General features: G+C 66.0%; 20 protein-coding genes and 2 tRNA genes. 15 read left to right on the top strand and 7 right to left on the bottom strand.

What is annotated here, in order from left to right:
* Positions 1 to 31: 31 nt before the first annotated feature.
* Both RSW2DRAFT_RS14155 and RSW2DRAFT_RS14160 read left to right on the top strand, forming a co-directional pair.
* On the top strand, positions 32 to 415 hold the full coding sequence (locus RSW2DRAFT_RS14155) for a DUF2147 domain-containing protein (RefSeq protein WP_008032106.1): 384 nt from the start codon (positions 32 to 34) through the stop codon (positions 413 to 415).
* A gap of 72 nt (positions 416 to 487) precedes the next feature.
* Positions 488 to 727, top strand: coding sequence for an Ada metal-binding domain-containing protein (locus RSW2DRAFT_RS14160; protein WP_008032108.1), 240 nt, complete (start codon positions 488 to 490; stop codon positions 725 to 727).
* On the opposite strand, the gene hisH is transcribed toward RSW2DRAFT_RS14160, so the two are convergent.
* From hisH to RSW2DRAFT_RS14185, 5 genes are all read right to left on the bottom strand, one after another.
* Positions 724 to 1,371 (bottom strand): imidazole glycerol phosphate synthase subunit HisH, encoded by a 648-nt coding sequence (hisH, locus tag RSW2DRAFT_RS14165; protein ID WP_008032111.1) that lies wholly within the window; start codon positions 1,369 to 1,371, stop codon positions 724 to 726. The genes RSW2DRAFT_RS14160 and hisH overlap by 4 nt on opposite strands.
* Positions 1,372 to 1,374: 3 nt before the next feature.
* Positions 1,375 to 1,962, bottom strand: a complete 588-nt coding sequence (hisB, locus tag RSW2DRAFT_RS14170; RefSeq protein ID WP_008032112.1) for an imidazoleglycerol-phosphate dehydratase HisB — start codon at positions 1,960 to 1,962, stop codon at positions 1,375 to 1,377.
* A 102-nt stretch (positions 1,963 to 2,064) separates the two neighbouring features.
* Positions 2,065 to 2,139, bottom strand: a tRNA-Gly gene (locus RSW2DRAFT_RS14175).
* A gap of 87 nt (positions 2,140 to 2,226) precedes the next feature.
* Positions 2,227 to 2,301 (bottom strand) — tRNA-Gly (locus RSW2DRAFT_RS14180).
* A gap of 82 nt (positions 2,302 to 2,383) precedes the next feature.
* Positions 2,384 to 5,845, bottom strand: a complete 3,462-nt coding sequence (locus tag RSW2DRAFT_RS14185; RefSeq protein ID WP_008032114.1) for a pyruvate carboxylase — start codon at positions 5,843 to 5,845, stop codon at positions 2,384 to 2,386.
* 197 nt (positions 5,846 to 6,042) lie between these two features.
* Between RSW2DRAFT_RS14185 and RSW2DRAFT_RS14190 the strand changes: the two genes are divergently transcribed.
* Positions 6,043 to 8,595, top strand: a complete 2,553-nt coding sequence (locus RSW2DRAFT_RS14190) for an ATP-dependent helicase (protein ID WP_008032116.1) — start codon at positions 6,043 to 6,045, stop codon at positions 8,593 to 8,595.
* An 88-nt stretch (positions 8,596 to 8,683) separates the two neighbouring features.
* Here the strand turns inward: RSW2DRAFT_RS14190 and RSW2DRAFT_RS14195 are convergent, their stop codons facing one another.
* Both RSW2DRAFT_RS14195 and RSW2DRAFT_RS14200 read right to left on the bottom strand, forming a co-directional pair.
* Positions 8,684 to 9,841, bottom strand: a complete 1,158-nt coding sequence (locus RSW2DRAFT_RS14195; RefSeq protein WP_008032117.1) for a benzoate/H(+) symporter BenE family transporter — start codon at positions 9,839 to 9,841, stop codon at positions 8,684 to 8,686.
* A 466-nt stretch (positions 9,842 to 10,307) separates the two neighbouring features.
* Positions 10,308 to 10,523 (bottom strand): DUF1127 domain-containing protein, encoded by a 216-nt coding sequence (locus RSW2DRAFT_RS14200; RefSeq protein WP_008032119.1) that lies wholly within the window; start codon positions 10,521 to 10,523, stop codon positions 10,308 to 10,310.
* Positions 10,524 to 10,811: 288 nt separating this feature from the next.
* Between RSW2DRAFT_RS14200 and RSW2DRAFT_RS14205 the strand changes: the two genes are divergently transcribed.
* The 12 genes from RSW2DRAFT_RS14205 (at position 10,812) to RSW2DRAFT_RS14260 (ending at position 24,057) form a co-directional block, all read left to right on the top strand.
* Positions 10,812 to 11,873 (top strand): Mrp/NBP35 family ATP-binding protein, encoded by a 1,062-nt coding sequence (locus RSW2DRAFT_RS14205; RefSeq protein ID WP_008032121.1) that lies wholly within the window; start codon positions 10,812 to 10,814, stop codon positions 11,871 to 11,873.
* A gap of 571 nt (positions 11,874 to 12,444) precedes the next feature.
* Positions 12,445 to 12,951 (top strand): division/cell wall cluster transcriptional repressor MraZ, encoded by a 507-nt coding sequence (locus RSW2DRAFT_RS14210; protein ID WP_008032123.1) that lies wholly within the window; start codon positions 12,445 to 12,447, stop codon positions 12,949 to 12,951.
* Positions 12,948 to 13,952, top strand: a complete 1,005-nt coding sequence (gene rsmH / locus RSW2DRAFT_RS14215; RefSeq protein ID WP_008032124.1) for a 16S rRNA (cytosine(1402)-N(4))-methyltransferase RsmH — start codon at positions 12,948 to 12,950, stop codon at positions 13,950 to 13,952. The genes RSW2DRAFT_RS14210 and rsmH overlap by 4 nt, the downstream gene beginning before the upstream one ends.
* On the top strand, positions 13,952 to 14,305 hold the full coding sequence (gene ftsL, locus RSW2DRAFT_RS14220) for a cell division protein FtsL (protein WP_008032126.1): 354 nt from the start codon (positions 13,952 to 13,954) through the stop codon (positions 14,303 to 14,305). Before rsmH ends, ftsL begins: the two co-directional genes overlap by 1 nt.
* Entirely contained in the window at positions 14,302 to 16,089 is a 1,788-nt protein-coding gene (locus tag RSW2DRAFT_RS14225) for a peptidoglycan D,D-transpeptidase FtsI family protein (protein ID WP_008032128.1), read from the top strand. The genes ftsL and RSW2DRAFT_RS14225 overlap by 4 nt, the downstream gene beginning before the upstream one ends.
* A gap of 11 nt (positions 16,090 to 16,100) precedes the next feature.
* On the top strand, positions 16,101 to 17,582 hold the full coding sequence (locus RSW2DRAFT_RS14230; protein WP_008032130.1) for a UDP-N-acetylmuramoyl-L-alanyl-D-glutamate--2,6-diaminopimelate ligase: 1,482 nt from the start codon (positions 16,101 to 16,103) through the stop codon (positions 17,580 to 17,582).
* Complete coding sequence (locus RSW2DRAFT_RS14235; protein WP_008032132.1) at positions 17,582 to 19,018, top strand: UDP-N-acetylmuramoyl-tripeptide--D-alanyl-D-alanine ligase; 1,437 nt, start codon at positions 17,582 to 17,584, stop codon at positions 19,016 to 19,018. Before RSW2DRAFT_RS14230 ends, RSW2DRAFT_RS14235 begins: the two co-directional genes overlap by 1 nt.
* Entirely contained in the window at positions 19,019 to 20,101 is a 1,083-nt protein-coding gene (gene mraY / locus RSW2DRAFT_RS14240; RefSeq protein WP_008032134.1) for a phospho-N-acetylmuramoyl-pentapeptide-transferase, read from the top strand. It abuts the gene before it with no gap.
* A 107-nt stretch (positions 20,102 to 20,208) separates the two neighbouring features.
* On the top strand, positions 20,209 to 20,427 hold the full coding sequence (locus RSW2DRAFT_RS14245; protein ID WP_008032135.1) for a hypothetical protein: 219 nt from the start codon (positions 20,209 to 20,211) through the stop codon (positions 20,425 to 20,427).
* Positions 20,428 to 20,637: 210 nt separating this feature from the next.
* On the top strand, positions 20,638 to 22,059 hold the full coding sequence (locus RSW2DRAFT_RS14250; protein ID WP_008032137.1) for a hypothetical protein: 1,422 nt from the start codon (positions 20,638 to 20,640) through the stop codon (positions 22,057 to 22,059).
* Positions 22,060 to 22,191: 132 nt separating this feature from the next.
* Complete coding sequence (murD, locus tag RSW2DRAFT_RS14255; protein WP_008032139.1) at positions 22,192 to 23,592, top strand: UDP-N-acetylmuramoyl-L-alanine--D-glutamate ligase; 1,401 nt, start codon at positions 22,192 to 22,194, stop codon at positions 23,590 to 23,592.
* 3 nt (positions 23,593 to 23,595) lie between these two features.
* On the top strand, positions 23,596 to 24,057 hold the full coding sequence (locus RSW2DRAFT_RS14260) for a GFA family protein (RefSeq protein WP_008032141.1): 462 nt from the start codon (positions 23,596 to 23,598) through the stop codon (positions 24,055 to 24,057).
* Positions 24,058 to 24,088 lie beyond the last annotated feature (31 nt).

Below are 24,088 nucleotides of genomic sequence, written 5' to 3' on the forward strand. Positions count from 1 at the left end.
AGATGGCGGCAGCTTCAGGGAGGAGGCCACCATGAAAAAACTCGCACTGACCGCCGCGTTCATGCTTGCCGCAGGCGCGGCTTTTGCCGATCCGCTGGAGGGGGTGTGGCAGACCCAGGTGGATGACGGCGCCTATGCCCATGTCACCATCGCCCCCTGCGGGCCGGCGTTCTGCGGCATCATCAGCGAAAGCTTCAAGGACGGCGCGCCGTTCGAGTCGGAAAACCATGGCAAGATGATCGTGATCAACATGGTGCCAGAGGGCGACGGCAGCTATGCAGGGCAGGTCTGGCGGCCGTCGAACAACAAGATCTACACCGGCGGGATCGAGCTGAACGGCAACAGCATGAAGCTGGCGGGCTGCGTCGCGGGCGGGCTGTTCTGCAAGAAGCAGACCTGGACGCGGGTGAACTGAACCCGCAGCTTCCGGGTGGCGCGACGCTGCGGGCCGGGGCAGGGTTGGTCCTGTTCGGGCAGGGGGCTTGCGATGGCGGCGAGGGATGGGGTGTCGGTGCGGACCACGAGCCGTCCGGTTGGCGATGCCGAATGGGCGGCGCTGCTGGCGCGGCAGGTGCTGCCGCTGTTCTACGGCGTGCGCAGCACCGGGGTTCTGTGCCGGTTCGGCTGTGCGGCACGCGCACCGTTGCGGCGCAATGTGGTGGTGTTTGATACGGTTCAGGCGGCGGCTGAAGCCGGGTTCCGGCCCTGCAAACGCTGCTGCCCCTAAGGCTTCCAGCGCAGGAAATTGCCGATCAGCCGCAGGCCGGTGGCCTGGCTTTTCTCGGGGTGGAACTGGGTGCCGACCATGGTGCCGCGACCGACGATGGCGGTGATCGGACCGCCGTAATCGACATGCGCCAGCCGTTCGGCGGGGTTTTCGACCCGGAAATGGTAGGAGTGGACGAAATAGGCGTGATCGCCGGTGGAGATGCCCGCCAGCACCGGATGCGCCGCCCCTCCGGCGTCCAGCACCAGATCATTCCAGCCCATGTGCGGCACCTTCAGGGCCGGATCGGCGGGGGTGATCCGCAGCACCTCGCCGGAAATCCAGTCGAAACCGCGGGTGTCCTGATACTCGCGGCCCCAGCTTGCCATCATCTGCATACCGACGCAGATGCCGAGGAAGGGCCGGGCGCGCAGCGTCACCGCCTCTTCGATCGCCTCGAACAGCCCGCCATACGACCCCAGCGCCTTGCGGCAGGCCGGAAAGGCACCATCGCCCGGCAGCACGATGCGGTCGGCGCGGGCGACATCCTCGGGGCGGTCCGACACCAGCACATCGCCGCCGCCGACCTCCAGGGCCATGCGCTGAAACGCCTTTTCGGCGGAATGAAGGTTGCCGCTGTCGTAATCGACCAGAACCGTCAGCATCGGTTACAACATGCCCTTGGTCGAGGGGATGGCGTCGCCCTTGCGCGGATCGGCCTCGACCGCCACTCGCAACGCCCGTGCCACCGCCTTGAAGGCGGCCTCGGCAATGTGGTGGCTGTTGATGCCATGCACCTGATCGACATGCAGGGTGATGCCGCCATGGGTGGACAGCGCCTGAAAGAATTCGCGCACCAGTTCGGTGTCGAAAGCGCCGATCTTGGCGGTGGGAAATTCGACATTCCACACGAGGTAGGCCCGCCCCGAAAGGTCCAGCGCACAGCGCACCTGCGCATCATCCATCGCCAGCGCACATTCGCCATAGCGCCGGATGCCGCGCTTGTCGGCCAGCGCCTTGGCCAGCGCCTGACCGATGGCGATGCCGCAATCCTCGACCGTGTGGTGGTCGTCGATGTGCAGATCGCCCTTGGCGCGCAGGGTGATGTCGATCAGCGAGTGCCGGGCCAGTTGTTCCAGCATGTGATCAAAGAACCCCACGCCGGTCTGCACGTCGTAAAACCCGGTGCCGTCAAGGTTCAGGGTGGCCGAAATGGCGGTTTCGGCGGTGGTGCGGCTGATGGTGGCCTGACGCATGGGTGGCTCCGCTGCTGGGTGCCGCCTTATAGGCCGGGGCGGGGGTTTCGGGCAAGGCCCGCTGCGGCAAAAGAAAAAGCGCCCGAAGGCGCTTTGGACTTCTGGAGCGGGCGAGGCGATTCGAACGCCCGACCCTAACCTTGGCAAGGTTATGCTCTACCCCTGAGCTACGCCCGCACTCCGTGGCGCTGACTAGCCGATGCGCGCGGTCAATGCAATGCGAAAGGGCGCCCGGATGGGGCGCCCTTTTCCGTCTGATCCAATTGGAGCGGGCGAAGGGATTCGAACCCTCGACCCTAACCTTGGCAAGGTTATGCTCTACCCCTGAGCTACGCCCGCACCGTCTGGAGTGCGGCTGATCTATAAAGTCGCGGCGGCGCTTGCAAGGGGGAAAACGGCGGCTTGCGGAAATTTTCCGCCGTCATTCCAATTCCAAGAGCAAGTCCTTGGCGTCGATCTGGCTGCCCGGATGCACATGCAGCGCCTTGACGGTGGCGGCGCGGTCGGCGTGGATGCCGGTTTCCATCTTCATCGCCTCGATGGTCAGCAACAGATCGCCTGCCTGCACCTTCTGCCCCGCCGTCACCGCGACCGAGGCCACCGACCCCGGCATCGGGGCGCCGACATGGGCGGCATTGCCCTCTTGCGCCTTGGGTTTGGCGGCGGTTTTCGCCTTGATGGCGCGGTTGGGCACCCGGATCACCCGCGGCTGGCCGTTGAGTTCGAAGAACACCTTGGCATCGCCTTCCTCGGTGGTCTCGCCCACGGCTTGCAGACGGATTTCCAGGGTCTTGCCGGGGTCGATCTCGGCGGTGATCTCGTCGCCCGGTTCCATGCCGTAAAAGAAGGTGCGGGTGGGCAGGGTGCGCACCGGGCCATAGGTGCGATGGCGGGTGCGGTAGTCGGTGAAGACTTTCGGATACATCAGGTAGCCGTTCAGGTCTTCGTCGTCGATCACCTCGCCCTCGGCCTCGTCGCTGCCCACCTGCAATTCGCGCGCCAGCTTTGCCCGCACGGAGTCAATATCCACCGCCGTCATATGGGCGCCGGGGCGGGTGGTGATGGCAGGCTCGCCCTTCAGCACCTTGGCGCTGATCCCGGCAGGCCAGCCGCCTTGCGGTTGCCCGAGGTTGCCCTTGAGCATATCGACCACCGAGTCGGGGAAAGCCAGATCAACGGCGGGGTCTTCGACCTGGGCGCGGCTGAGGTTCTGCGCCACCATCATCAGCGCCATGTCGCCCACCACCTTGGAACTGGGCGTGACCTTGACGATATCGCCGAACATCTGGTTGGCGTCGGCATAGGCCTGCGCCACCTCGTGCCAGCGGTCCTCCAGCCCCAGACTGCGGGCCTGCGCCTTGAGGTTGGTGAACTGGCCGCCCGGCATCTCGTGCAGATAGACCTCGGACGCGGGCGCCGGCAGACCGGATTCGAAGGCCGCATACTGGCCGCGCACCGCCTCCCAATAGTTCGAAAGCCCGCGGATGGCGGCGATGTCCAAACCGGTGTCGCGGTCGGTATGGCGCAGCGCCTCGACGATCGAGCCAAGACAGGGCTGCGAGGTGCCGCCCGAAAACGCGTCCATCGCCGCATCGACCGCATCGACCCCGGCATCGCAGGCCGCCAGAATCGTGCCCGCGGCAATGCCCGAGGTGTCGTGGGTGTGGAAATGGATCGGCAGGCCGACCTCGTTTTTCAAGGCGGTGATCAGAACGCGGGCGGCGGCGGGCTTCAGCAGCCCCGCCATGTCCTTCAGCCCCAGAACATGCGCGCCAGCCGCCTTCAGCGCCTTGCCCATGGTCACATAATAGCCCAGGTCATACTTGGCGCGGTCGGGGTTCAGGATGTCGCCGGTATAGCAGATCGTGCCCTCGCACAGCTTTTCCTGCTCGATCACCGCATCCATCGCCACCCGCATGTTCTCGACCCAGTTGAGAGAATCGAACACCCGGAACACATCCACCCCGGTTTCAGCCGCCTGTTTTATGAAAAATCGAACAATGTTGTCCGGGTAGTTGGTGTAGCCCACGCCGTTGGAGGCGCGCAGCAGCATCTGGGTCATCACGTTGGGCAATCGCGCGCGAATGTCGCGCAGCCGCTGCCAGGGACATTCCTGCAGGAAGCGGTAGGCCACGTCGAACGTCGCCCCACCCCAACATTCGACCGAGAACAGGCCGGGTAGGTTGGCGGCATAGGCAGGCGTGGCGCGGATCATGTCGATCGAGCGCATGCGGGTTGCCAGCAGGCTTTGATGGCCGTCGCGCATGGTGGTGTCGGTGATCAGCACGCGGGTCTGCGCCGCCATCCAGTCGGCCACCGCCTGCGGCCCCTTGTCGGCCAACAGGTTGCGGGTGCCATAGGCCGGTTCGGCGTTCAGAACCGGCGGCTTGGGTGCGCGCAGATCGGCGGCGGGCTTCACCCGGCCCGCGGTCTCGGGGTGGCCGTTCACCGTGATGTCGGCGATATAGGTCAGGATCTTGGTGGCCCGGTCGCGACGCTTCTTGAACGCGAACAGCTCGGGCGTGGTGTCGATGAACTTGGTGGTATAGGTGTTGTTCAGGAAGGTCGGGTGCTTCAGCAGGTTCTCGACAAAGGCGATGTTGGTGGACACGCCGCGCACCCGGAATTCGCGCAGCGCCCGGTCCATCCGGGCAATCGCCTGCTCGGGTGTCTGTGCCCAGGCCGTCACTTTCACCAGCAAAGAATCATAATACCGCGTGATCACCGACCCCGCATAGGCCGTGCCACCATCCAGCCGGATACCCATGCCGGTGGCCGAGCGGTAGGCGGTGATCCGGCCATAATCGGGGATGAAGTTGTTCTGCGGGTCTTCGGTGGTGACCCGGCATTGCAGGGCGTGGCCGGACAGGTGGATATCTTCCTGCCGCGCCATGCCGGTGGCCTCGGCCAGGGTCTTGCCCTCGGCGATCTTGATCTGCGCCTGCACGATGTCGATGCCGGTCACTTCCTCGGTGACGGTATGTTCGACCTGCACCCGCGGATTGACCTCGATGAAGTAGAATTTCTGGTCGTCCATATCCATCAGGAATTCGACGGTGCCGGCACATTCATAGCCGACATGGGCGCAGATGCGGCGGCCAAGCTCGCAGACCTCGGCGCGCTGGGCGGGCGTCAGGTAGGGGGCGGGGGCGCGTTCGACGACCTTCTGGTTGCGGCGCTGCACCGTGCAGTCACGCTCGTAAAGGTGGTAGATATGGCCCTGCTTGTCGCCCAGGATCTGCACCTCGACGTGCCGGGCGCGCAGGATCATCTTTTCCAGATAACCCTCGCCGTTGCCAAAGGCGGCCTCGGCCTCGCGCCGCCCCTCGCGCACCTTGTCGGCGAGTTCCTCGGGGCCGTTGATCGGCCGCATGCCCCGGCCGCCGCCGCCCCAACTGGCTTTCAGCATCAGCGGATAGCCCACCGCCGCCGCCTGCCGCTTGGTGTCTTCCAGATCATCGCCCAGCACTTCGGTGGCCGGAATGACCGGCACCCCCGCCGCCATCGCCACCCGGCGGGCGCTGGCCTTGTCGCCCAAGGCCCGCATGGTGGCGGCTTTCGGGCCGATGAAGGCAATCCCCGCCGCGTCGCAGGCATCGACGAAATCGGGGTTCTCCGACAGCAAGCCGTAGCCCGGATGAATGGCATCGGCCCCCGCCTGCTTCGCCACCCGGATGATCTCGGGGATGGACAGGTAGGCACCCACCGGCGAAAGACCCTCACCGATCCGGTAGGCCTCGTCGGCCTTGAAGCGGTGGAGGCTCAGCTTGTCTTCCTCGGCATAGACCGCGACGGTCTTCTTGCCCATCTCGTTGGCCGCCCGCATCACCCGGATGGCAATCTCGCCACGGTTGGCGATCAGGATCTTGCGGAATTCGGCCATGGGTATCTCCGGCAGGCTAAGGGATGAGCCAGTGTAGGGGTGCTGCGCTGCGGCGCAAGGGTCGCAAGGGCTTCTGCGGCGGGAATAGCGAAAGATTCCGTTTGCGCAAACAGCCGTTGGCGCCGCAGGGCAAAAAGCTTTGGAACATTCGCGGAACACTTCTTTAACTCCGCGCCAAGCCGCGCTAGGGTGGGGCGATGAGCGGTGACAGTGAAAGCGATGCGTTCGAGGCGGCGGTGCCGTTAAGCCAGCGTGCCATGGCGGCGCGGCCTGCGCCCTATCTGGACGATCTGAACCCCGAACAACGCGCCGCCGTGCTGGCCCCCGACGGGCCGGTGCTGATGCTGGCAGGCGCTGGCACCGGCAAGACCAAGGCGCTGACCGCCCGCATCGTGCATCTTCTGACCACCGGCAAGGCGCGTCCCAACGAGATTCTGGCCGTGACCTTCACCAACAAGGCCGCGCGCGAGATGAAGGACCGGGTTGGCCGGATGCTGGGGCAGGTGGAGGGGATGCCGTGGATGGGCACCTTCCATTCGATTTCCGTCAAGATCCTGCGCCGTCATGCCGAACTGGTGGGGCTGAAGTCGAACTTCACCATTCTGGACACCGACGACCAGATCCGCCTGCTGAAACAGTTGATTGTGGCCGAGAATATCGACGAAAAGCGCTGGCCCGCGCGGCTGTTGGCCGGGTTGATCGATAGCTGGAAAAACCGCGCCTGGACGCCCGCCAAGGTGCCGTCCTCGGAAGCCAGCGCCTACAACAACCGCGGCACCGAGCTTTACCAGATGTATCAGGACCGCCTGCGCGCCCTGAACGCCACCGATTTCGGCGACCTGCTGCTGCATGTGGTGACGATCTTTCAGACCCACCCGGATGTGCTGGCGCAATACCAGCGTTGGTTCCGCTACATCCTGGTGGACGAGTATCAGGACACCAACGTGGCGCAATACCTGTGGCTGCGGCTGCTGGCGCAGGCGCATCGCAACATCTGCTGCGTCGGCGATGACGACCAGTCGATCTACGGCTGGCGCGGCGCCGAGGTCGGCAACATCCTGCGGTTCGAGAAGGATTTCCCCGGCGCCCATGTGGTGCGGCTGGAACAGAACTACCGCTCCACCCCGCATATCCTGGCCGCGGCTTCGGCGGTGATCGCCGCCAACAAGGGCCGCCTCGGCAAGACCCTGTGGACCGAGCGCGAGGCGGGCGAGAAGGTGCGGCTGATCGGCCATTGGGATGGCGAGGAAGAAGCGCGCTGGATCGGTGACGAGCTGGAGGCGTTGCAGCGCGGCACAAGGGCGATGGACCCGCACAGCCTTGACGACATGGCGATTCTGGTCCGCGCCAGCCACCAGATGCGGGCCTTCGAGGACCGGTTTCTGACCATCGGCCTGCCCTACCGGGTGATCGGCGGCCCGCGGTTCTATGAACGGCTCGAGATTCGCGACGCCATGGCCTATTTCCGGCTGGCCGTCTCGCCCGCCGATGATCTGGCCTTTGAGCGGGTGGTGAACACCCCCAAACGCGGTCTGGGCGACACCGCGCAGCAGAACATCCAGCGCAGGGCGCGGGCGGCGGGAGTCTCCTTGCTGGGCGGTGCGCGGGAACTGCTGGCGCAGGGCGGCATCGGCGGCAAAGGGGCCAATCAACTCCGCACATTTGTGACGAGTTGCGATGCTTGGCACTACTTTGTTGCGAACAGAGGTAACGAGCTAGAGATCAAGCGGTATGCCGACCAACTGTTCGTTCTGCGCGAAGAGCGTTCTCGCCTTTTGAGGGAACTGGAGCTTCTCGATGAAAATGATGAAGCGCGGGAGTCAGTTGAGCGGGAAATAGTCATCTGCGGCGCGAGAATTGGCCGCTGCGAGAGAGATATCGCGATACTCGATGGGAACCATGTTCTGCTGGCCGAGCAAATCCTTGAGGAATCCGGCTACACCGCGATGTGGCAGGCCGACAAGACCCCCGAAGCGCCGGGCCGCCTTGAAAACCTCAAGGAACTGGTCAAGGCGCTGGAGCAGTTCGAGAACCTGCAAGGATTCCTCGAACACGTCTCGCTGATCATGGAAAACGAATCCGAGGAGGCGGCGGAAAAGGTCAGCATCATGACCCTGCACGCCGCCAAGGGCCTTGAATTTCCAGTGGTTTTCCTGCCCGGCTGGGAGGATGGCCTGTTCCCCAGCCAGCGCAGCATGGACGAATCCGGGCTGAAGGGGGTCGAGGAAGAACGCCGCCTGGCCTATGTCGGCATCACCCGGGCCGAGGCGTTGTGCACCATCTCCTTCGCCGCCAACCGCCGGGTCTATGGCCAGTGGCAATCGGCGCTGCCGTCGCGCTTCATCGACGAATTGCCCGAAGCACATGTCGAAGTGCTGACCCCGCCCGGCCTATACGGCGGCGGCTACGGGGCGGCGGGGATGCAGGCGGGGTTCGGCGGCGGTTCAGGCATCGAACAGCGTGCGGCCTCGGCCGATGCCTACAACTCGCCCGGCTGGAAACGCATGACCGAACGCGCCCCCACCCGCCCGATGGCGCAACCGCGCGAGGCCCGCAACAGCGTGATCGACCTTGACGCGATCTCCAGCTTCACGCTCGACGACCGGGTGTTCCACGCCAAGTTCGGCTACGGCACCGTGGTCGGCATCGAGGGCGACAAGCTCGACGTGGCCTTCGACAAGGCCGGGGTCAAGAAACTGGTCGCCCGCTTCGTGCTGCCCGCGCATCAGGCCGACGACGTGCCGTTCTAGCTTCTTCTCTGCAAAAATATCCCCGCCGGAGGCACCCGGTCGCGCCGTTGGAGCCTCCGGCGGGGATATTTGAGCAAAGGTGAATGGATCAGGCCGCACGCAGCCGGGCCGCGGCGCGTTCCAGACCGAATACCGCCAATCCGGCCAGCAGGCCCCAGAAGGCCGCGCCGATGCCGAACAGCGCGACACCCGAGGCGGTAACAGTCAGCGTCACCGCCGCAGCGAAGCGTTGCAGCGGCGGCGTGAAGGCGCCGGTGGCGGCGCCGGTGAAAGGCCCGAGCAAAGCGAGGGCCACGATTGCGGTGATCAGGGCCGCGGGCAGCGCCGCCAGCAGGCTCAGCAGCACCGGGCCGAACACCCCCAGCGCCACCCAGATCGCGGCATAGACCAGCCCGACCTTCCAGCGCTGGTCGCGGTCGGGGTGCACGTCATCGCCCAGACAGATCGCCGCGGTGATCGCCGCCATCGACACCGGATGCGCGCCGAACAGCGCCGAAACCGCCGACAGCCCGCCAGTGACCGCCAGCGCCGGGCGCACCGGCGGGGTGTAACCGGCGGCGCGCAGCGTGGCAAAGCCGGGCAGGTTCTGCGAGGCCATGGTCACCAGATACAGCGGCAGTCCCAGCCCGATCAGCGCGCTGGCGCGGAACTCGGGGGCGATGAAGGTCAGGTGCGGCAGGGTCAGGCTCAGCCCGGGTGCTGCTGCCGCACCGGTCACGAAGGCCAGCGCCACACTGCAACTCAGCGCCGCCAGCACGGCCAGCGCCGGGTTCCACAGCCGCACCAGCGCGAACATCCCCACCATCGGTGCCACCAGCCAAGGTAAAGCCTGCGCCGCGGGCACCAGCTTCAGGCAGAACGGCAGCAACACCCCCGCCAGCATCCCCGCCGCGATGCCATCCGGGATCAGCGCCACCGCCCGCCCCAAGGGCCGCAGCGCCGCCGTCAGCACCGTCAGGCCGCCCGCCAGCAGGAAGGCCCCCACCGCCTCGGGCATCGAAATGCCGCTGGTGGCGGCGATCAGGGCCGCCCCCGGCGTGGACCAGGCCAGCACCACCGGCACCCGCGCCCAGAGGCTCAGCCCGGCGCTGCCGATGGCCTTGGCGAGGCATATCGCGAAAATCCACGAGGCGGTTTGTGCGGGCGTGGCGCCGACCGCCGCGGCGGCGGCCAGCAGCAGGGCGATGGTGCTGCCGTAGCCGACCAAGGCGGCCACCAGTGCCGCCGAAAACAACGATGCCCGCATGTTCCGTCCTGCCAGATTTGGCGCGACGATGCGGGCAGATGCGGGGCGATGCAAGGGGGGCGATGCAAGGGGGAAGGGTGCGGCGGCACCAGGGAGGAGGAGCGGTGCCGCCGCGATCGTCAAACCCCGGGAGGAGGTGGGGCCGACAGACGGGTCAAGGCCGTGGCCTTGGAAAAGGTTGCGGCGGCACCAGGGAGGAGGAGCGGTGCCGCCGCGATATCTCGAACCCCGGGAGGAGGTGGGGCCGAGCATCGGTGTCAGGGCCGAAGCCCCGGAATAAAAATGCGGCGACACCAGGGAGGAGGAGAGGTGTCGCCGCAGAGTGTCAAACCCCGGGAGGAGGTGGGGCCGACATGCCGTTTCGGGGTTTTTCCCCGGAAAGAAGCTGCGGCGGCACTGGGGAGGAGGATCAGTGCCGCCGCGTTTGCCAGAAACCCCGGGAGGAGGTGGGGTTCAGCAAGAAACCTTATTTGCCGTAGGCGGCATCCGCCGCGATACGGGTGATCATCGCGCGGCTGATGCCCAGATCGTCCAGTTCGCGCGTGGAAAGTGCGGCCAGTTCACGCAGGGTCCGGCCATAAACCCGGCGGCGTTGCAGGGCTTCGCGGCCCAGCTTCACCACCGCGGCGATGCGGTCGCCAAGGCCATGCGGCGTCGTGCGTGCAGTGTGCAGAAAAGCCATCTCATCAGCCTCAATCGGTTTCTTGGCGCGGCAGGGATCGGTTTGTTCCGGGTCTGTCTCGCTGTTAGGGGTAACATGGGCCAAATGCTGCACCTGCACAATAGCACGCCACCGCAATGCCGCCATGCAGCGCCCGCATGGCTGAAACGGTTAATTATCCCAAGACAAACAGACACTTCGCCTGAAATTTGAGCACATGGTAAACCCGGGCTTGCCCTTTGTTGCAAAGCGCTCAAGTTTGCCACAGGAATGGGCGACCCGCGCACGCTCGATTTGAAGGAGACGCCGATGACCCCCACCCGCGACACCGTTCTGGCCGCTCTTGCCCGTATTCCGCTGCCCGGTGGTGGCGACCTTGTGTCGCGCGATCTGATTCGGGCGCTGGTGGTGGACGGCGGGCAGGTGCGCTTTGTGATCGAGGCCGAAAGCCCCGACCAGGCGCGGGCGCTGGAAGGCGTGCAGGCCCAGGCCGAGGCGGCGTTGCGGGCGCTGCCGGGCATCAGTTCGGTGCAGGTGGTGATGACCGCGCATGGGCCTGCGGCCCCCAGTCTGAAGATCGGCCAGCACCCCACAGCGCAACCCGCCGGGCCGCAGCCGATTGCCGGCATCGACCGGATCATCGCCGTGGGCTCCGGCAAGGGCGGGGTGGGCAAATCCACCGTCTCGTCCAACCTGGCGGTGGCGCTGGCGCGTCAGGGGCGGCGCGTTGGCCTGCTGGATGCCGATATTTATGGCCCCAGCCAGCCGCGGATGATGGGGGTTTCCAAGCGCCCGGTCAGCCCGGATGGCCAGACCATCATTCCGCTGATGGCGCATGGCGTCGCCATGATGTCGATCGGGCTGATGCTGCGCGAGGACGAGGCGGTGATCTGGCGCGGCCCGATGATCATGGGGGCGTTGCAGCAACTGCTGACCCAGGTGCAATGGGGCAAGCTGGATGTGCTGATCATCGACCTGCCGCCCGGCACCGGCGACATCCAGTTGAGCCTTTGCCAGCGCACGCATCTGACCGGGGCGATCATCGTTTCCACCCCGCAGGACGTGGCGCTTCTGGACGCGCGCAAGGCGCTGGACATGTTCCAGAAGCTGAAAACCCCGGTGCTGGGGCTGATCGAGAACATGTCATCTTATATCTGCCCCAACTGCGGCCATGAGGCGCATATCTTCGGCCATGGCGGCGTGGCGACCGAGGCGGCGAAACAGGGCCTGCCGTTCCTGGGCGAGTTGCCTCTGGCGCTGGAGGTGCGGGTGGCGGGCGATGCCGGCACGCCGGTGGCGGCAGGCGAAGGGCCGCTGGCCGAGGCTTACGGGCGGCTGGCCGCACGGCTGGTGGCGGGCGGCATGGCCTGAGCCGGCAATTTCCGAATCACCTGAACCCTGAAAACGTTGCGAAACCCGGGTCTTGGCCCGGGTTTTTCATGTTGCGGGGGGGGCGGCAGGCCGCCCAAACGGCGGCGGTGAAGATTTTTTCATCCCGGTGTCCTCGGCTACAGCCCCGATCACGCCACCATATCTGGTAGGTCACGAAGCCGTGTTTCGCCAGAATTAGCGGCCTGCACACACAAGATGCTGCGCGTCAGCCCGTTCTGAAACAAGATATCCCGGTTTGGCCCACAAAATGGGATTGATTACCATGAAATACCATGTCATTCCTTTCCCTACGGAGATGAGGGCGAGCTTGACACAAGAAGGGGCGACCAAGACCCCAAGGCAAAACGTCAGGTTTCATACAGGCACTTGCTTTCATTGAACAAAGAGATCCGGCGCGCGGCGAGCAGACATCTCCCCCAGGTGGCGTGCGCAGTCGGACAAACCCAGCGATGGGACAGGACGGCGGATTGAGCAGTGGCAGCCGCTCAATCCGCCGATTTCCGTTTCAGGGCCGGGAAAAGGCAGTTTGGTTCACAAGGAGCGCGGACAAGTGGCGCGCAGTTTCGTCGGCAGTTTTGATCAGGTCGTGGACGGAAAGGGCAGGGTGTCGATCCCGGCCGCGTTCCGCCGCGTGATCGAACAGGGCGACAGTGAACGCAAGGATGGGGAAAAGCCAACGGTCTATATCGCCTATGGCGAGCCGGGGCGGGCCTATCTCGAAGGCTATTCCGCCGACGGGCTGGCCGAATTGCAGGCCCAGGTCAACGATCTGCCCTATGATTTCGATGGCCGCGAGGCGATGGAAGACCTGTATTTCACCAACGTGATGGAAGCGCAGCTGGATGACACCGGGCGCATCGTGCTGACGCAGGTGCTGCGCGACAAGATCGGCCTGCACGACAAGGCGATGTTTGTCGCCAAGGGCTCGCGCTTCGAGATCTGGGAACCCGAGACCTACACCGTGCAGCGTGGCAACCGCACCCGCGATTATCTGCAAGCCAAGGGCCCGAACTTCAACCCGCGCGCCCTGCTGGCGGCGGCAGTCCGGGCGAAATGATGGCCGGGATTGCACCCGCCGCTCCGCATGTCCCGGTCCTGTTGCGCCCGTTGCTGGCGGCGGTGGCGCCGGTGCAGGGGGTCTGGCTGGATGGCACCTTTGGCGCCGGTGGCTATGCCCGCGGGTTGCTGGCGGCAGGGGCGGCCAAGGTGATCGGCATCGACCGCGACCCCCTCGCGCTGCAAATGGCTGCCGCTTGGGCCGGGGAATACGGCGACCGGCTGCGGCTGGTGGCAGGCAATTTCTCGGAACTGGATGTGCTGGCGGGCGAGCCGCTGGATGGCATCGTGCTCGATCTGGGCGTGTCGTCGATGCAGCTTGATCTGCCCGAGCGCGGGTTTTCTTTCCTGCGCGATGGGCCGCTGGACATGCGGATGAGCCAGCAGGGCGACAGTGCGGCGGATATCGTGAACGCCACCGAGGAAGGGGCGTTGGCCGATATCCTTTATACCTATGGCGAGGAACGCGCCTCGCGCCGGATCGCCAAGGCGATCGTGGCGGCGCGGGCGATTGCGCCGATCACCACCACCCTGCGGCTGGCCGAGATCGTGGCGGGCTGTCTGCCGCGCCCGAAACCGGGGCAAAGCCACGCCGCCACCCGCAGCTTTCAGGCGATCCGCATCGCGGTGAACACCGAATTTTCCGAACTGGTCGAAGGGCTTGCCGCCGCCGAGCGGGCGCTGAAGCCGGGCGGCCTGCTGGCGGTTGTCACCTTTCACAGCCTTGAAGATCGCATCGTCAAGCGGTTCTTCCAGTTGCGATCCGGCAACGAGGCCAATGCCAACCGCTATGCCCCGGCCAAGGCCGAAGACGCGCCGCGCTTTGATCTGGTCACCCGCCGCGCCGTGGCCCCCGATGACGCCGAACTGGCGGAAAACCCCCGCGCACGGTCGGCCAAGCTGCGCGTCGGCCGCCGCACCGAGGCGCCTGCGGGCACCTCTGACCCCGCCGCGCTTGGCGTGCCGATGATCCGACCGACCAGACCGAAAGGACGCCACTGATGCGGCCGCTGCTTTATCTTGCCACCTTCCTTGCGGTGATCGGCTGCGCCTTCTGGGCCTACCGCGAGAACTATGCCACGCAAGCCGCCCTGAAGGACGTGAGCCGCCTGCAGGCCGAAATTGCCGACCTGCGCGATGCGCTGACGATCCAGCGGGCCGAATGGGCCTATCTGAACCGCCCCGACCGGCTGCGCGAGCTGACCACCATCAACTTCGACCGGCTTGGCCTGCTGCCGCTGGAACCCACCCAATTTGGCCAGACCGGGCAGGTGGCCTATCCCGCCCCCGACGTTCCGGTGCTGCTGGACACCTCGCCCGTTGATACTTCCGGCACACAGGAGAGCTTTCCGTGACCCGCACGCCGCTGCGCCCGCTGGCGCGTATCCTGTCCGCCCGTGCCGCCGGTGAAAACCCGGACGTGATCGAGCGCGAGAATCTGGCTCAGCGCCACGAGGCGATGCGCACCCGCACCCGTGGCCGGGCCGAGGGGCGGCTGCTGATTCTGGGGTTCGCGTTTCTGGCGGCCTTCGGGCTGATCGGGATGCGGATGGGCGCACTGGCCACCGCCACCGCCGCCGAGCCGCAACTGGCCTCTTCGGGCACGGAAATTCTGGCGCAGCGCGCCGATATCACCGACCGCAATGGCCGGATTCTGGCCACCAACCTGATGACCAACTCGCTTTACGTCCAGCCCAAGGACATGGTCGATCCGGCCCGGGTGGCGGCAGAGCTGGCGCAGATTTTCCCCGATCTGGATGCCGCCGCGCTGGAGCGCCGTTTCACCGATGGCCGCAGCTTCATGTGGGTGCGCAAGGTGTTGTCGCCCGAACAGCAGCAACAGGTGCACGAGATCGGTGACCCCGGCCTTTTGTTCGGCCCGCGCGAGATGCGGCTTTATCCCAACGGTCGGCTGGCGGCGCATGTGCTGGGCGGCGCCAGTTTCGGTGCCGAGGGCGTGGATTCGGCAGAAGTGATTGGCACCGCCGGTGTGGAAAAGGCGCTGGACGCGCGGCTGCGTGACCCCGCGCAGGCTGGCGCGCCGCTGGCGCTTTCCATCGACCTGACGGTGCAGGCGGCCACGCAGGAAGTGCTGGAAGCCGGCATGAAGATGATGAACGCCAAGGGTGCCGCCGCCATCCTGATGGACGTGCACACCGGCGAAGTGCTGTCGATGGTGTCGCTGCCGGATTTCGACCCCAACGACCGGCCGCAGCCGCTGTTGACCGGCGACCCCGGCGACAGCCCGCTGTTCAACCGCGCGGTGCAGGGGGTTTACGAGCTTGGTTCGACCTTCAAGATCTTCGCCGTGGCGCAGGCGATGGACCTGGGGCTGGTGAACCCCGAAACCATGGTCGATGCCAAGGCGCCGATGTATTGGGGCAAGTTCAAGATCAACGAATTCGAGGGCCACAACTATGGCCCGCTGCTGTCGGTGACCGAGGTCATCGTGAAATCCTCCAACGTTGGCGCGGCGCATATCGCCATGCAGATCGGCGGTTTGCGGCAGCAGGCGTTCTTCAAATCGCTGGGGCTGTTCGATGCCACGCCGGTGGAGCTGGTCGAGGCGCCGGGCGCCAAGCCGCTGATCCCGTCGAAATGGCCAGAGATTGTGACGATTACAACGGCTTACGGCCACGGCATGTCTGACAGCCCGATGCATCTGGCCGCCGCCTATGCCGCCATCGCCAATGGCGGGCTTGCGGTGAAGCCGACGCTTTTGCGCCGCGATGCCCCGCTGCAGGCCGAGCGGATCATGTCGGAAACCGCCGCCCGTGCTGCCGTTTCCATGCTGCGGCAGGTGGTGACGCGCGGCACCGCCAGTCTGGGCGACGTGCCCGGCTATGCGGTGGGCGGCAAGACCGGCACCGCCGACAAGCCCAAGCCCACGGGCGGCTATTACAAGGACAAGGTGGTGAACACCTTCGCCAGCATGTTCCCGACCAACGACCCGAAATATGTGCTGATCGTGACGCTGGACGAGCCGGTGGAAACCTCTGGCCCCAAGCCGCGTCGCACCGCGGGCTGGACCGCCGTGCCGGTGGCCGCCGAGATCATCCGCCGCACCGCCCCGTTGCTGGGCCTGCGCCCCGAGATTGAACTTGGGGCCCCGGATGGGCTAGTAGCCGTCAACAACTGAATGGGGCGGCAATGGCGGATCAGGTCAAGACACTCGCAGACCTTGGCCTGACGGCCAAAGCCGGGCAAGAGGCGCGGATCACCGGCCTTGCGGTGGACAGCCGGGCGGTGAAGCCGGGGTTCCTGTTTGCCGCACTTCCGGGGGTGAAGGCGCATGGCGGCGAATTCATCCAGTATGCGCTGCGCATGGGGGCTTCGGCGGTGCTGACCGATGTCGAGGGCGCGAAGATTGCCGATGACGTGCTGGCGGGCAGTTCGGCGGCGCTGGTCGTGGCACAAGACCCGCGGCAGGCGCTGGCCTGGGCGGCGGCGCTGTGGTTCGGCGCGCAGCCCGAAACCATGGTCGGCGTCACCGGCACCAACGGCAAGACCTCGGTCGCCACCTTTACCCGGCAGATCTGGTCCGCCCTTGGCCATGCCGCCATCAACATCGGCACCACCGGCGTCGAGGGCGCATGGGAGGCCCCCAGCCTGCACACAACGCCCGAGCCGATCACCCTGCACCGCCTGCTGGCGGATGCCGCGGCGGCGGGTGTGACCCATGCGGCGATGGAGGCCTCCTCCCACGGTCTTGACCAGCGCCGCCTTGACGGGGTGCGGCTGAAAGCTGCGGGTTTCACCAATTTCACCCAGGACCATCTGGATTATCACGGCACCTTTGACGCCTATTTCGCAGCCAAGGCGGGCCTGTTCACCCGCATCCTGCCCGATGACGGCACCGCGGTGATCAACCTCAACGACCCGCGCGGTGCCGAGATAGCCTTGCTGGCGGCAGAACGTGGCCAGCGGCTGATCAGTGTCGGCCATGGCAAGGTGTGTGACTTGCAGATCGCGGGCCAGCGGTTCGACGCCACCGGGCAGGACGTGCGTTATCTGTGGCAGGGCCAGCCGCATCAGGTGCGACTGAACCTGATCGGCGGCTTTCAGGCCGAGAATGTGGCGCTGGCGGCGGGGCTGGCGATTGGTTCCGGTGCGCCTGCGGGCGACGTGTTCGCGGTGCTGCCACGGCTGGAAGGCGTGCGCGGCCGGATGCAGCTTGCCGCCACCCGCCGCAACGGCGCCTCGGTCTTCGTCGATTACGCCCATACGCCGGATGCCATCGCCACGGCTTTGAAAGCCCTGCGCCCGCATGTGATGGGCCGCATCGTCGTGGTGTTCGGCGCCGGGGGCGACCGCGATACCACGAAACGCCCGCTGATGGGGCAGGCGGCGCGCGAACATGCCGATGTGCTGTATGTGACCGACGACAACCCGCGATCCGAAGACCCAGCCACGATCCGCGCGGCGATCATGGCCGCCTGTCCCGAGGCCAACGAGGTTGGCGACCGCGCCGAGGCGATCCTGCGCGGCGTCGATGCGCTGGGGCCGGGCGACGCTTTGCTGGTGGCGGGCAAGGGGCACGAGTCCGGTCAGGTGATCAAGGGCGATGTCTATCCCTTTGATGATGTTGAACAAGCCTCGATTGCCGTGGCCGCTTTGGATGGGATGATCTGATGGCCCCGCTCTGGACCAGCACCGATGCCGCCACCGCCACCGGAGGTCGCAGCACGACCGTTTGGCAGGCCCATGGCGTGTCGATCGACACCCGCACCCTGCAACCCGGCGATCTGTTCGTGGCGCTGAAGGATGTCCGCGACGGCCATGATTTCGTGGCCGCAGCCCTCGCAAAGGGCGCCGCTGCGGCGCTGGTGTCCCGCATCCCCGAGGGCGTGGCCGCCAATGCACCGCTGCTGATCGTGCCCGATGTTCTGGCCGGGCTGGAGGCTTTGGGCCGGGCCGGGCGGGCGCGGGCGCGGGCGCGGGTGATCGGGGTTACAGGGTCTGTCGGCAAGACCTCGACCAAGGAAATGCTGCGCTGCATGTTGCTGGGCCAAGGCTCGGTGCATGCCGCCGAGGCCAGCTACAACAACCACTGGGGCGTGCCGCTGACCCTCGCCCGCCTTCCCGCCACCGCCGATTTCGCGGTGATCGAGATCGGCATGAACCACCCCGGCGAGATCGCCCCCTTGGCCCGGATGGCGCGGCTGCATGTGGCGCTGATCACCACCATCGCCACGGCGCATCTGGCGGCGTTTGACGGGCTGGAGGGCATCGCCCGCGAAAAGGCCACGATTATTCAGGGGCTGGAGCCGGGCGGCATCGCCGTGCTGCCCACCGATCTGGCGGTGTCGCCCGTGCTGCTGCGGGCGGCCAGCGCCGTGCGCAGCCTGACCTTCGGCACCGCCAAATCCGCCGATTTCCAGATGCTCGACGTCACGCTGACCGCGGATGCCACCATCGTGCAGGCCAGCCACCACGGCGCGCGCCGGCTGCTGAAACTCTCGGCCCCCGGACGGCATTTCGCGATGAACGCCATGGGCTGCCTTGCGGTGGCCGAAGCCCTGAGCCTCGATCCCACCATCGCCACCCATGACCTTGGCCGCTGGCAACCGCCCGCAGGCCGTGGCATGCGCGAGCGCATCGTGCTGGACGCGGTGGATGATCTGTCGTTCGAGCTGATCGACGACGCCTATAACGCCAACCCCGCCAGCCTTGCCGCGGCTTTGGAAGTGCTTGCCGCCAGCCAACCCACCGATGGCGTCGGCCGCATCCAGCATGGCCGCCGCATCGCCATTCTGGGCGACATGCTGGAGCTTGGCGAGGGCGAGGCCGCCCTGCATGTGGCGGTGGCCGCCAACCCGCATCTGGCGGCGATCTCGACCATCCACTGCGTCGGCCCGCTGATGCGCGGGCTTCACGACGCCCTGCCCAAGCGCCAACGCGGCGAGTGGGTGGCCACCGCACCGGAACTGCTCGCCCGCGCAGCAACGCTGGTTGACGCCGGGGATATCGTGCTGGTCAAGGGCTCGAAGGGCATCAAGGTCAGTCTGATGGTTGACGGCTTGCGCAAACTGGGGCAGGTCAGCCCGAAAACCCGAGGGGCAGAGTAGATGTTTTATTGGCTGACCGCGTTTTCCGATGGCGGCGATTTTTTCAACCTGTTCCGCTATATCACCTTCCGTGCCGGGGCGGCCTTTGCCACCTCGCTGATCTTCGGCTTCATCTTCGGGCTGCCGCTGATCAACCTGTTGCGCCGCAAGCAGGGCAAGGGCCAACCGATCCGTGACGACGGCCCGGCCAGCCATTTCGCCAAGGCGGGCACGCCGACCATGGGCGGTCTGCTGATCCTGTCGGCGCTGTTGTTTTCCACCCTGCTCTGGGCGCGGCTGGACAACCCTTACGTCTGGATCGTGCTTCTGGTGACGCTGGCCTTCGGGCTGATCGGCTTTGCCGACGACTATGCCAAGGTCACCAAGCAGAACACCAAGGGCGTCAGTGGCCGCATCCGGATGCTGCTGGGGCTGCTGATCGCCGGGCTTGCCGCCTATGCCGCCTCCAGCTTCCACCCCGAGGGGCTGACCAACCAACTGGCGCTGCCGTTCTTCAAGGATGCGCTGATCAATCTGGGCATCCTGTTCGTGCCCTTCGGGATGATCGTGATCGTCGGCGCCGCCAATGCGGTCAACCTGACCGACGGGCTGGACGGCCTTGCGATCATGCCGGTGATGATCGCCGCGGGCACGCTGGGGGCGATTGCCTATGTCGTGGGCAACTTCAACTTCACCGAATACCTCGGGGTCTATTACGTCCCCGGCACCGGCGAGCTGCTGGTGTTCTGTGCGGCGCTGTTCGGCGGCGGTCTGGGGTTCCTGTGGTATAACGCCCCCCCCGCCGCGGTGTTCATGGGCGACACCGGGTCGCTGGCGCTGGGCGGCGCGCTGGGCGCCATCGCCGTCTGTACCAAGCACGAGATCGTGCTGGCCATCGTCGGCGGCCTGTTCGTGGTCGAGGCGATGTCGGTGATCATCCAGGTGCTGTATTTCAAGAAAACCGGCAAACGGGTGTTCCTGATGGCGCCAATCCACCACCATTTCGAAAAGAAGGGCTGGGCCGAGCCGCAGATCGTGATCCGCTTCTGGATCATCAGCCTGATCCTGGCGATGATTGGCCTCGCCACGCTGAAGGTGCGGTGATCTGCCGCCGCTTTGGCTGCCCTTCCGGGGCCGGTCAAGCGGCTGGATCAAACCGGCGAAATAAATTCGCGCCTAGCCTGACCTCACCCAATCAGAGAGGATCAGGCATGACTCATTCGAAAAATCTGCGGCTTGCCGGGGCGGCACTGGCCATCGGGCTGACGCTGGCCGGGGCGGCGCGGGCCGAGCCCAGTTGCACCGACTGGATGGATCAGGGCAACGGCACCTCGTGGAAAACCTGCGTCAACGACGACGGCTCGCAGCACTGCTACAGCGTCAACAACGCGGCGAGCAGCACCGCGTCCGAGGTCAGTTGCTCGCAGTAGCACCCCAGGGGGCGTCGGTGCGGTAAACCACACCAGCCTGTCGCCCCCATTCACCTTTGCATAAATATCCTCGGGGGTGAGCCCGGCACGGGCGAGGGGGCAGACAGCCCCCTTCCTTCACCCTCCGCGACATCGCCGCTTTGGACAAATCCGCCGCGCAGGGGTATCCTGAACTCATGATCGTCCTTGCCCACTCCGGAGGGTGTGGCCATGACTTCCTTCTGTTCGAACCTGCGCTCCAGTCTGCTGTCGTTCAGTCTCGCCGCCACCCTGGCGTTCAGCGCGACACCCCTGCCTGCCGCCGAAACCTTCGCCGTGCTGCTCAGCCAGCTTGACGCAAAGATCGCGCTTTCCGAGGCGATGGAGGCCGAAGGCAAGCGTCAGGCAGAAGAACGCATAAACGAATTGCAGCAGTGGATCGGCTGGTGGGAAAGCATCCAGGCGCTGGTGCAGGAAAAGCAAAGCGATCTGGAAAAAACCCTGCAAGCCCGCGCCAGCAATGCCAGCCAGATGGTCGGCACCCTGCGCGGCCTGACCTCGGACCCGAAGAAGGAACGCTACCTGCCGAATTTCGGCTGGGTCACGCTGGAAACCGCCGCGGCGCTGGAAACCTCGATCGCGCTGGAAATCAAGCAGTTGCGCGATGCCATCACCGAGGGCAAGGACAACTGGCAGATCATCGCCGTGGGCTGGATCACCGGCGGCGCGTTGCAGACCCGCATCGACGGGCTGAAGGACGAGATCGAACAGATCCAGGCGGGCGTGACCTCGGGCGAATACAGCTTTCACAGTGCCTTTGGCTGGCAAAAGATCCGGGTGCATCGCGACATGGCGGCCCAGCAGCGCGCCGAACTGGCGGCGGTGAAAGACCAGATTGCCAAGGGCACCTTCGTGCTGGACATCCCCGGCATCGGCCGCACCACCCGCAACGATCTGGACGCGCGGCTGGCCGAAACCGAAGCCGCCATCGACCAGTTGAAAAAGCAGGGCGCAGCGGGTGAATTCGGCATCTTCCGCCCCTCGGTCGATTGGGTCAACCGCAACCAGTTGCAACAGCGGCTGGACGAAACCCAGGCCTCCTACGAGACCGCCGAGGCGCTGCTGACCCAGGGCCTGTTCACCGTGCATATCGCCGGCGCCGGCGGTGGCTTCTGGACCAGAAAGGCGCTGGAGGACCAGATCGCCGCCTTTGACAAGACCATCGCGGATGTCTCGGCAGCCATTGCCGCCGGGGATTACGGCGCGCAGGTGATGGGCGATTTCCACAGCCTGAAAAAGCTTTCGGCGCTGCTGGAGGAACGCGAAAAGCGGCTGGCCGACCCGGCGCTGGCCCAGGTGCAACGCGCCCAGATCGCCGAACAGATCGACGCGATCCACAAGGCGATCAAGGAATGGCGCGACCTGTCGGCCTTTGACCTGACCATCAAGGCGCTGGACAAGACGCAGTATCTGGCCTGGGTCGGCTGGGTGATGAAGCTCGCCAAGCCCGATTTCGACCAGCGGACCCTCAAGCGCGCCGAGCAGACCTATCATCTGGGCTCGTTCGACGGCGAACTGGCGCTGAAGCTCAAACCGCTGGAGGCGCAGCGCGACGCCTTGCGCACCGCCCTCACCTGGTTCGCAGCCCCCTGATCCACATTTCTCCTTTGCCCAAATATCCTCGGGGGTGAGCCCGGCACGGGCGAGGGGGCAGACGGCCCCCTTCTGCCTTGCACCCCGTCCCCGCAGCCGACATTCTGCGCCGCGAACAGGGGAGTGCGGCAAATGATTCCAGTGCAGGGCTATGAAGGCCGCAAGGTGGCCGTCCTCGGCCTTGGCCGCTCGGGCCTTGCCACGGCGCGGGCGCTGCTGGCGGGCGGCGCCGAACCGCTGTTGTGGGACGACAGCCCGGAATCCCGTGCCAAGGCGGAAGCCGAGGGTTTCAGCTGCACCGACCTGACCCGCGCGCAGGCTTTCGACGGCGTGGCAGCCCTGATCACCTCGCCCGGCATCCCGCATCTTTACCCCGCACCCAACAAGGTGATCGCCCGGGCCTATGAGGCAGGCGTGCCGGTCGATAACGACATCGGCCTGTTCTTCCGCAGCTTCGCCACCCCGGACTGGGACAACTTTGAGACCGCCCCGCGGGTGGTCTGCGTCACCGGATCGAACGGCAAATCCACCACCACGGCGCTGATCCACCATATTCTTGAGGTCGCCGGACGGCCCACGCAAATGGCCGGCAACATCGGCCGCGGCGTGCTCGACATCGACCCGGCGGTGGATGGCGAGGTGGTGGTGCTTGAGCTTTCCTCCTACCAGACCGACCTTGCCCGCGCCCTGACCCCGGATGTGGCGGTGTTCACCAACCTGTCGCCCGACCATCTGGACCGCCACAATGGCATGGGCGGCTATTTCGCCGCCAAACGCCGGTTGTTTGCCGAAGGCGGGCCGGACCGGGCGGTGATCGGGGTGGACGAGGTCGAGGGGCGGTATCTGGCAGGCCAACTGGCCGAAGGCGCGGCGGATGACCGGGTGATCCGCATCTCGTCGGGGACCAAGCTGGAGGAGTTTGCCTGGTCGGTGTTCGCCCGCAAGGGGTTTCTGGCCGAATGGCGGCGCGGCAAGCAGGTGGCCTCGATTGATCTGCGCGGGGTGGCGGGGCTGCCGGGCGCGCACAACCACCAGAACGCCTGCGCCGCTTACGCGGCCTGCCGCAGCCTTGGGGTGGGGCCAAAGTTGATCGAACAGGCATTCCACAGCTTCGCCGGTCTGCCGCACCGCAGCCAGACGGTGGGCGAAAAGGCCGGGGTGCGGTTTGTGAATGACAGCAAGGCCACCAATGTCGATAGCGCCGCCAAGGCGTTGCAGGCCTTTCCGCGCATCCGCTGGATCGCCGGTGGCATGGGCAAGGACGGCGGCATTAAGGCGCTGGTGCCGCATCTGGGTTCGGTGGCCAAAGCCTACCTGATCGGCCATTCCGCCCGCGATTTCGCGCTGGAACTCGGTGCCACGCCCTACGAGATCTGCGAGACCATGGAGCGCGCGGTGGCCGCCGCCACCCGTGATGCCCAAGCCGGCGAGGTGGTGCTGCTGGCCCCGGCGGCGGCCAGTTTCGACCAATACCCCAACTTCGAGAAACGCGGCGAGGATTTCACCGCCCGCGTTCAGGCCCTGATCGGATAAGTCATGCAAGGACGCTGCACCTGTGGCCGGATTTCCTATCGGCTGACCGCCAGACCGCTGTTCGTGCATGCCTGCCATTGCTCCTGGTGCCAGCGCGAAACCGGCAGCGCCTTCGCGCTGAACGCGATGATCGAGACGGAATGTGTCGAGGTCAGCGGCACGCCGGAACTGGTGATGACGCCCTCGAACTCCGGCAAGGGGCAGGAAATTGCCCGCTGCCCGACCTGCCGCACAGCCCTGTTCAGCCACTACGCCGGGGCCGGGCGAACGATCGCCTTCGTGCGGGTCGGCACTCTGGATCGCCCCGCCGACTGCCCGCCCGACATCCATATCTTCACCTCCACCAAACAGCCCTGGCTGGTTCTGGACGGTGCGGCACCGGTGGTGCCGGAGTATTACGACCGCAAGCTGCATTGGCCGCAAGCCAGCCTCGACCGCCTCGCCGCCCTGCGCGCCAAGGGCTGAGCCGCCGCTCCTCCGCCGTGACCGGCGTCCT

The organism is Rhodobacter ferrooxidans (genome assembly GCF_000176015.1).
GTDB classification, from domain to species: Bacteria; Pseudomonadota; Alphaproteobacteria; order Rhodobacterales; family Rhodobacteraceae; genus Pseudorhodobacter_B; species Pseudorhodobacter_B ferrooxidans.

Excerpts from the sequence above, each read along its gene's own strand:
- RSW2DRAFT_RS14155 (WP_008032106.1), top strand. The coding sequence starts at position 32 with ATGAAAAAACTCGCACTGACCGCCGCGTTCATGCTTGCCGCAGGCGCG.
- RSW2DRAFT_RS14160 (WP_008032108.1), top strand. The coding sequence starts at position 488 with ATGGCGGCGAGGGATGGGGTGTCGGTGCGGACCACGAGCCGTCCGGTT.
- hisH (WP_008032111.1), bottom strand. The coding sequence starts at position 1,371 with ATGCTGACGGTTCTGGTCGATTACGACAGCGGCAACCTTCATTCCGCC.
- hisB (WP_008032112.1), bottom strand. The coding sequence starts at position 1,962 with ATGCGTCAGGCCACCATCAGCCGCACCACCGCCGAAACCGCCATTTCG.
- RSW2DRAFT_RS14185 (WP_008032114.1), bottom strand. The coding sequence starts at position 5,845 with ATGGCCGAATTCCGCAAGATCCTGATCGCCAACCGTGGCGAGATTGCC.
- RSW2DRAFT_RS14190 (WP_008032116.1), top strand. The coding sequence starts at position 6,043 with ATGAGCGGTGACAGTGAAAGCGATGCGTTCGAGGCGGCGGTGCCGTTA.
- RSW2DRAFT_RS14195 (WP_008032117.1), bottom strand. The coding sequence starts at position 9,841 with ATGCGGGCATCGTTGTTTTCGGCGGCACTGGTGGCCGCCTTGGTCGGC.
- RSW2DRAFT_RS14200 (WP_008032119.1), bottom strand. The coding sequence starts at position 10,523 with ATGGCTTTTCTGCACACTGCACGCACGACGCCGCATGGCCTTGGCGAC.
- RSW2DRAFT_RS14205 (WP_008032121.1), top strand. The coding sequence starts at position 10,812 with ATGACCCCCACCCGCGACACCGTTCTGGCCGCTCTTGCCCGTATTCCG.
- rsmH (WP_008032124.1), top strand. The coding sequence starts at position 12,948 with ATGATGGCCGGGATTGCACCCGCCGCTCCGCATGTCCCGGTCCTGTTG.
- ftsL (WP_008032126.1), top strand. The coding sequence starts at position 13,952 with ATGCGGCCGCTGCTTTATCTTGCCACCTTCCTTGCGGTGATCGGCTGC.
- RSW2DRAFT_RS14230 (WP_008032130.1), top strand. The coding sequence starts at position 16,101 with ATGGCGGATCAGGTCAAGACACTCGCAGACCTTGGCCTGACGGCCAAA.
- RSW2DRAFT_RS14235 (WP_008032132.1), top strand. The coding sequence starts at position 17,582 with ATGGCCCCGCTCTGGACCAGCACCGATGCCGCCACCGCCACCGGAGGT.
- mraY (WP_008032134.1), top strand. The coding sequence starts at position 19,019 with ATGTTTTATTGGCTGACCGCGTTTTCCGATGGCGGCGATTTTTTCAAC.
- RSW2DRAFT_RS14245 (WP_008032135.1), top strand. The coding sequence starts at position 20,209 with ATGACTCATTCGAAAAATCTGCGGCTTGCCGGGGCGGCACTGGCCATC.
- RSW2DRAFT_RS14250 (WP_008032137.1), top strand. The coding sequence starts at position 20,638 with ATGACTTCCTTCTGTTCGAACCTGCGCTCCAGTCTGCTGTCGTTCAGT.
- murD (WP_008032139.1), top strand. The coding sequence starts at position 22,192 with ATGATTCCAGTGCAGGGCTATGAAGGCCGCAAGGTGGCCGTCCTCGGC.
- RSW2DRAFT_RS14260 (WP_008032141.1), top strand. The coding sequence starts at position 23,596 with ATGCAAGGACGCTGCACCTGTGGCCGGATTTCCTATCGGCTGACCGCC.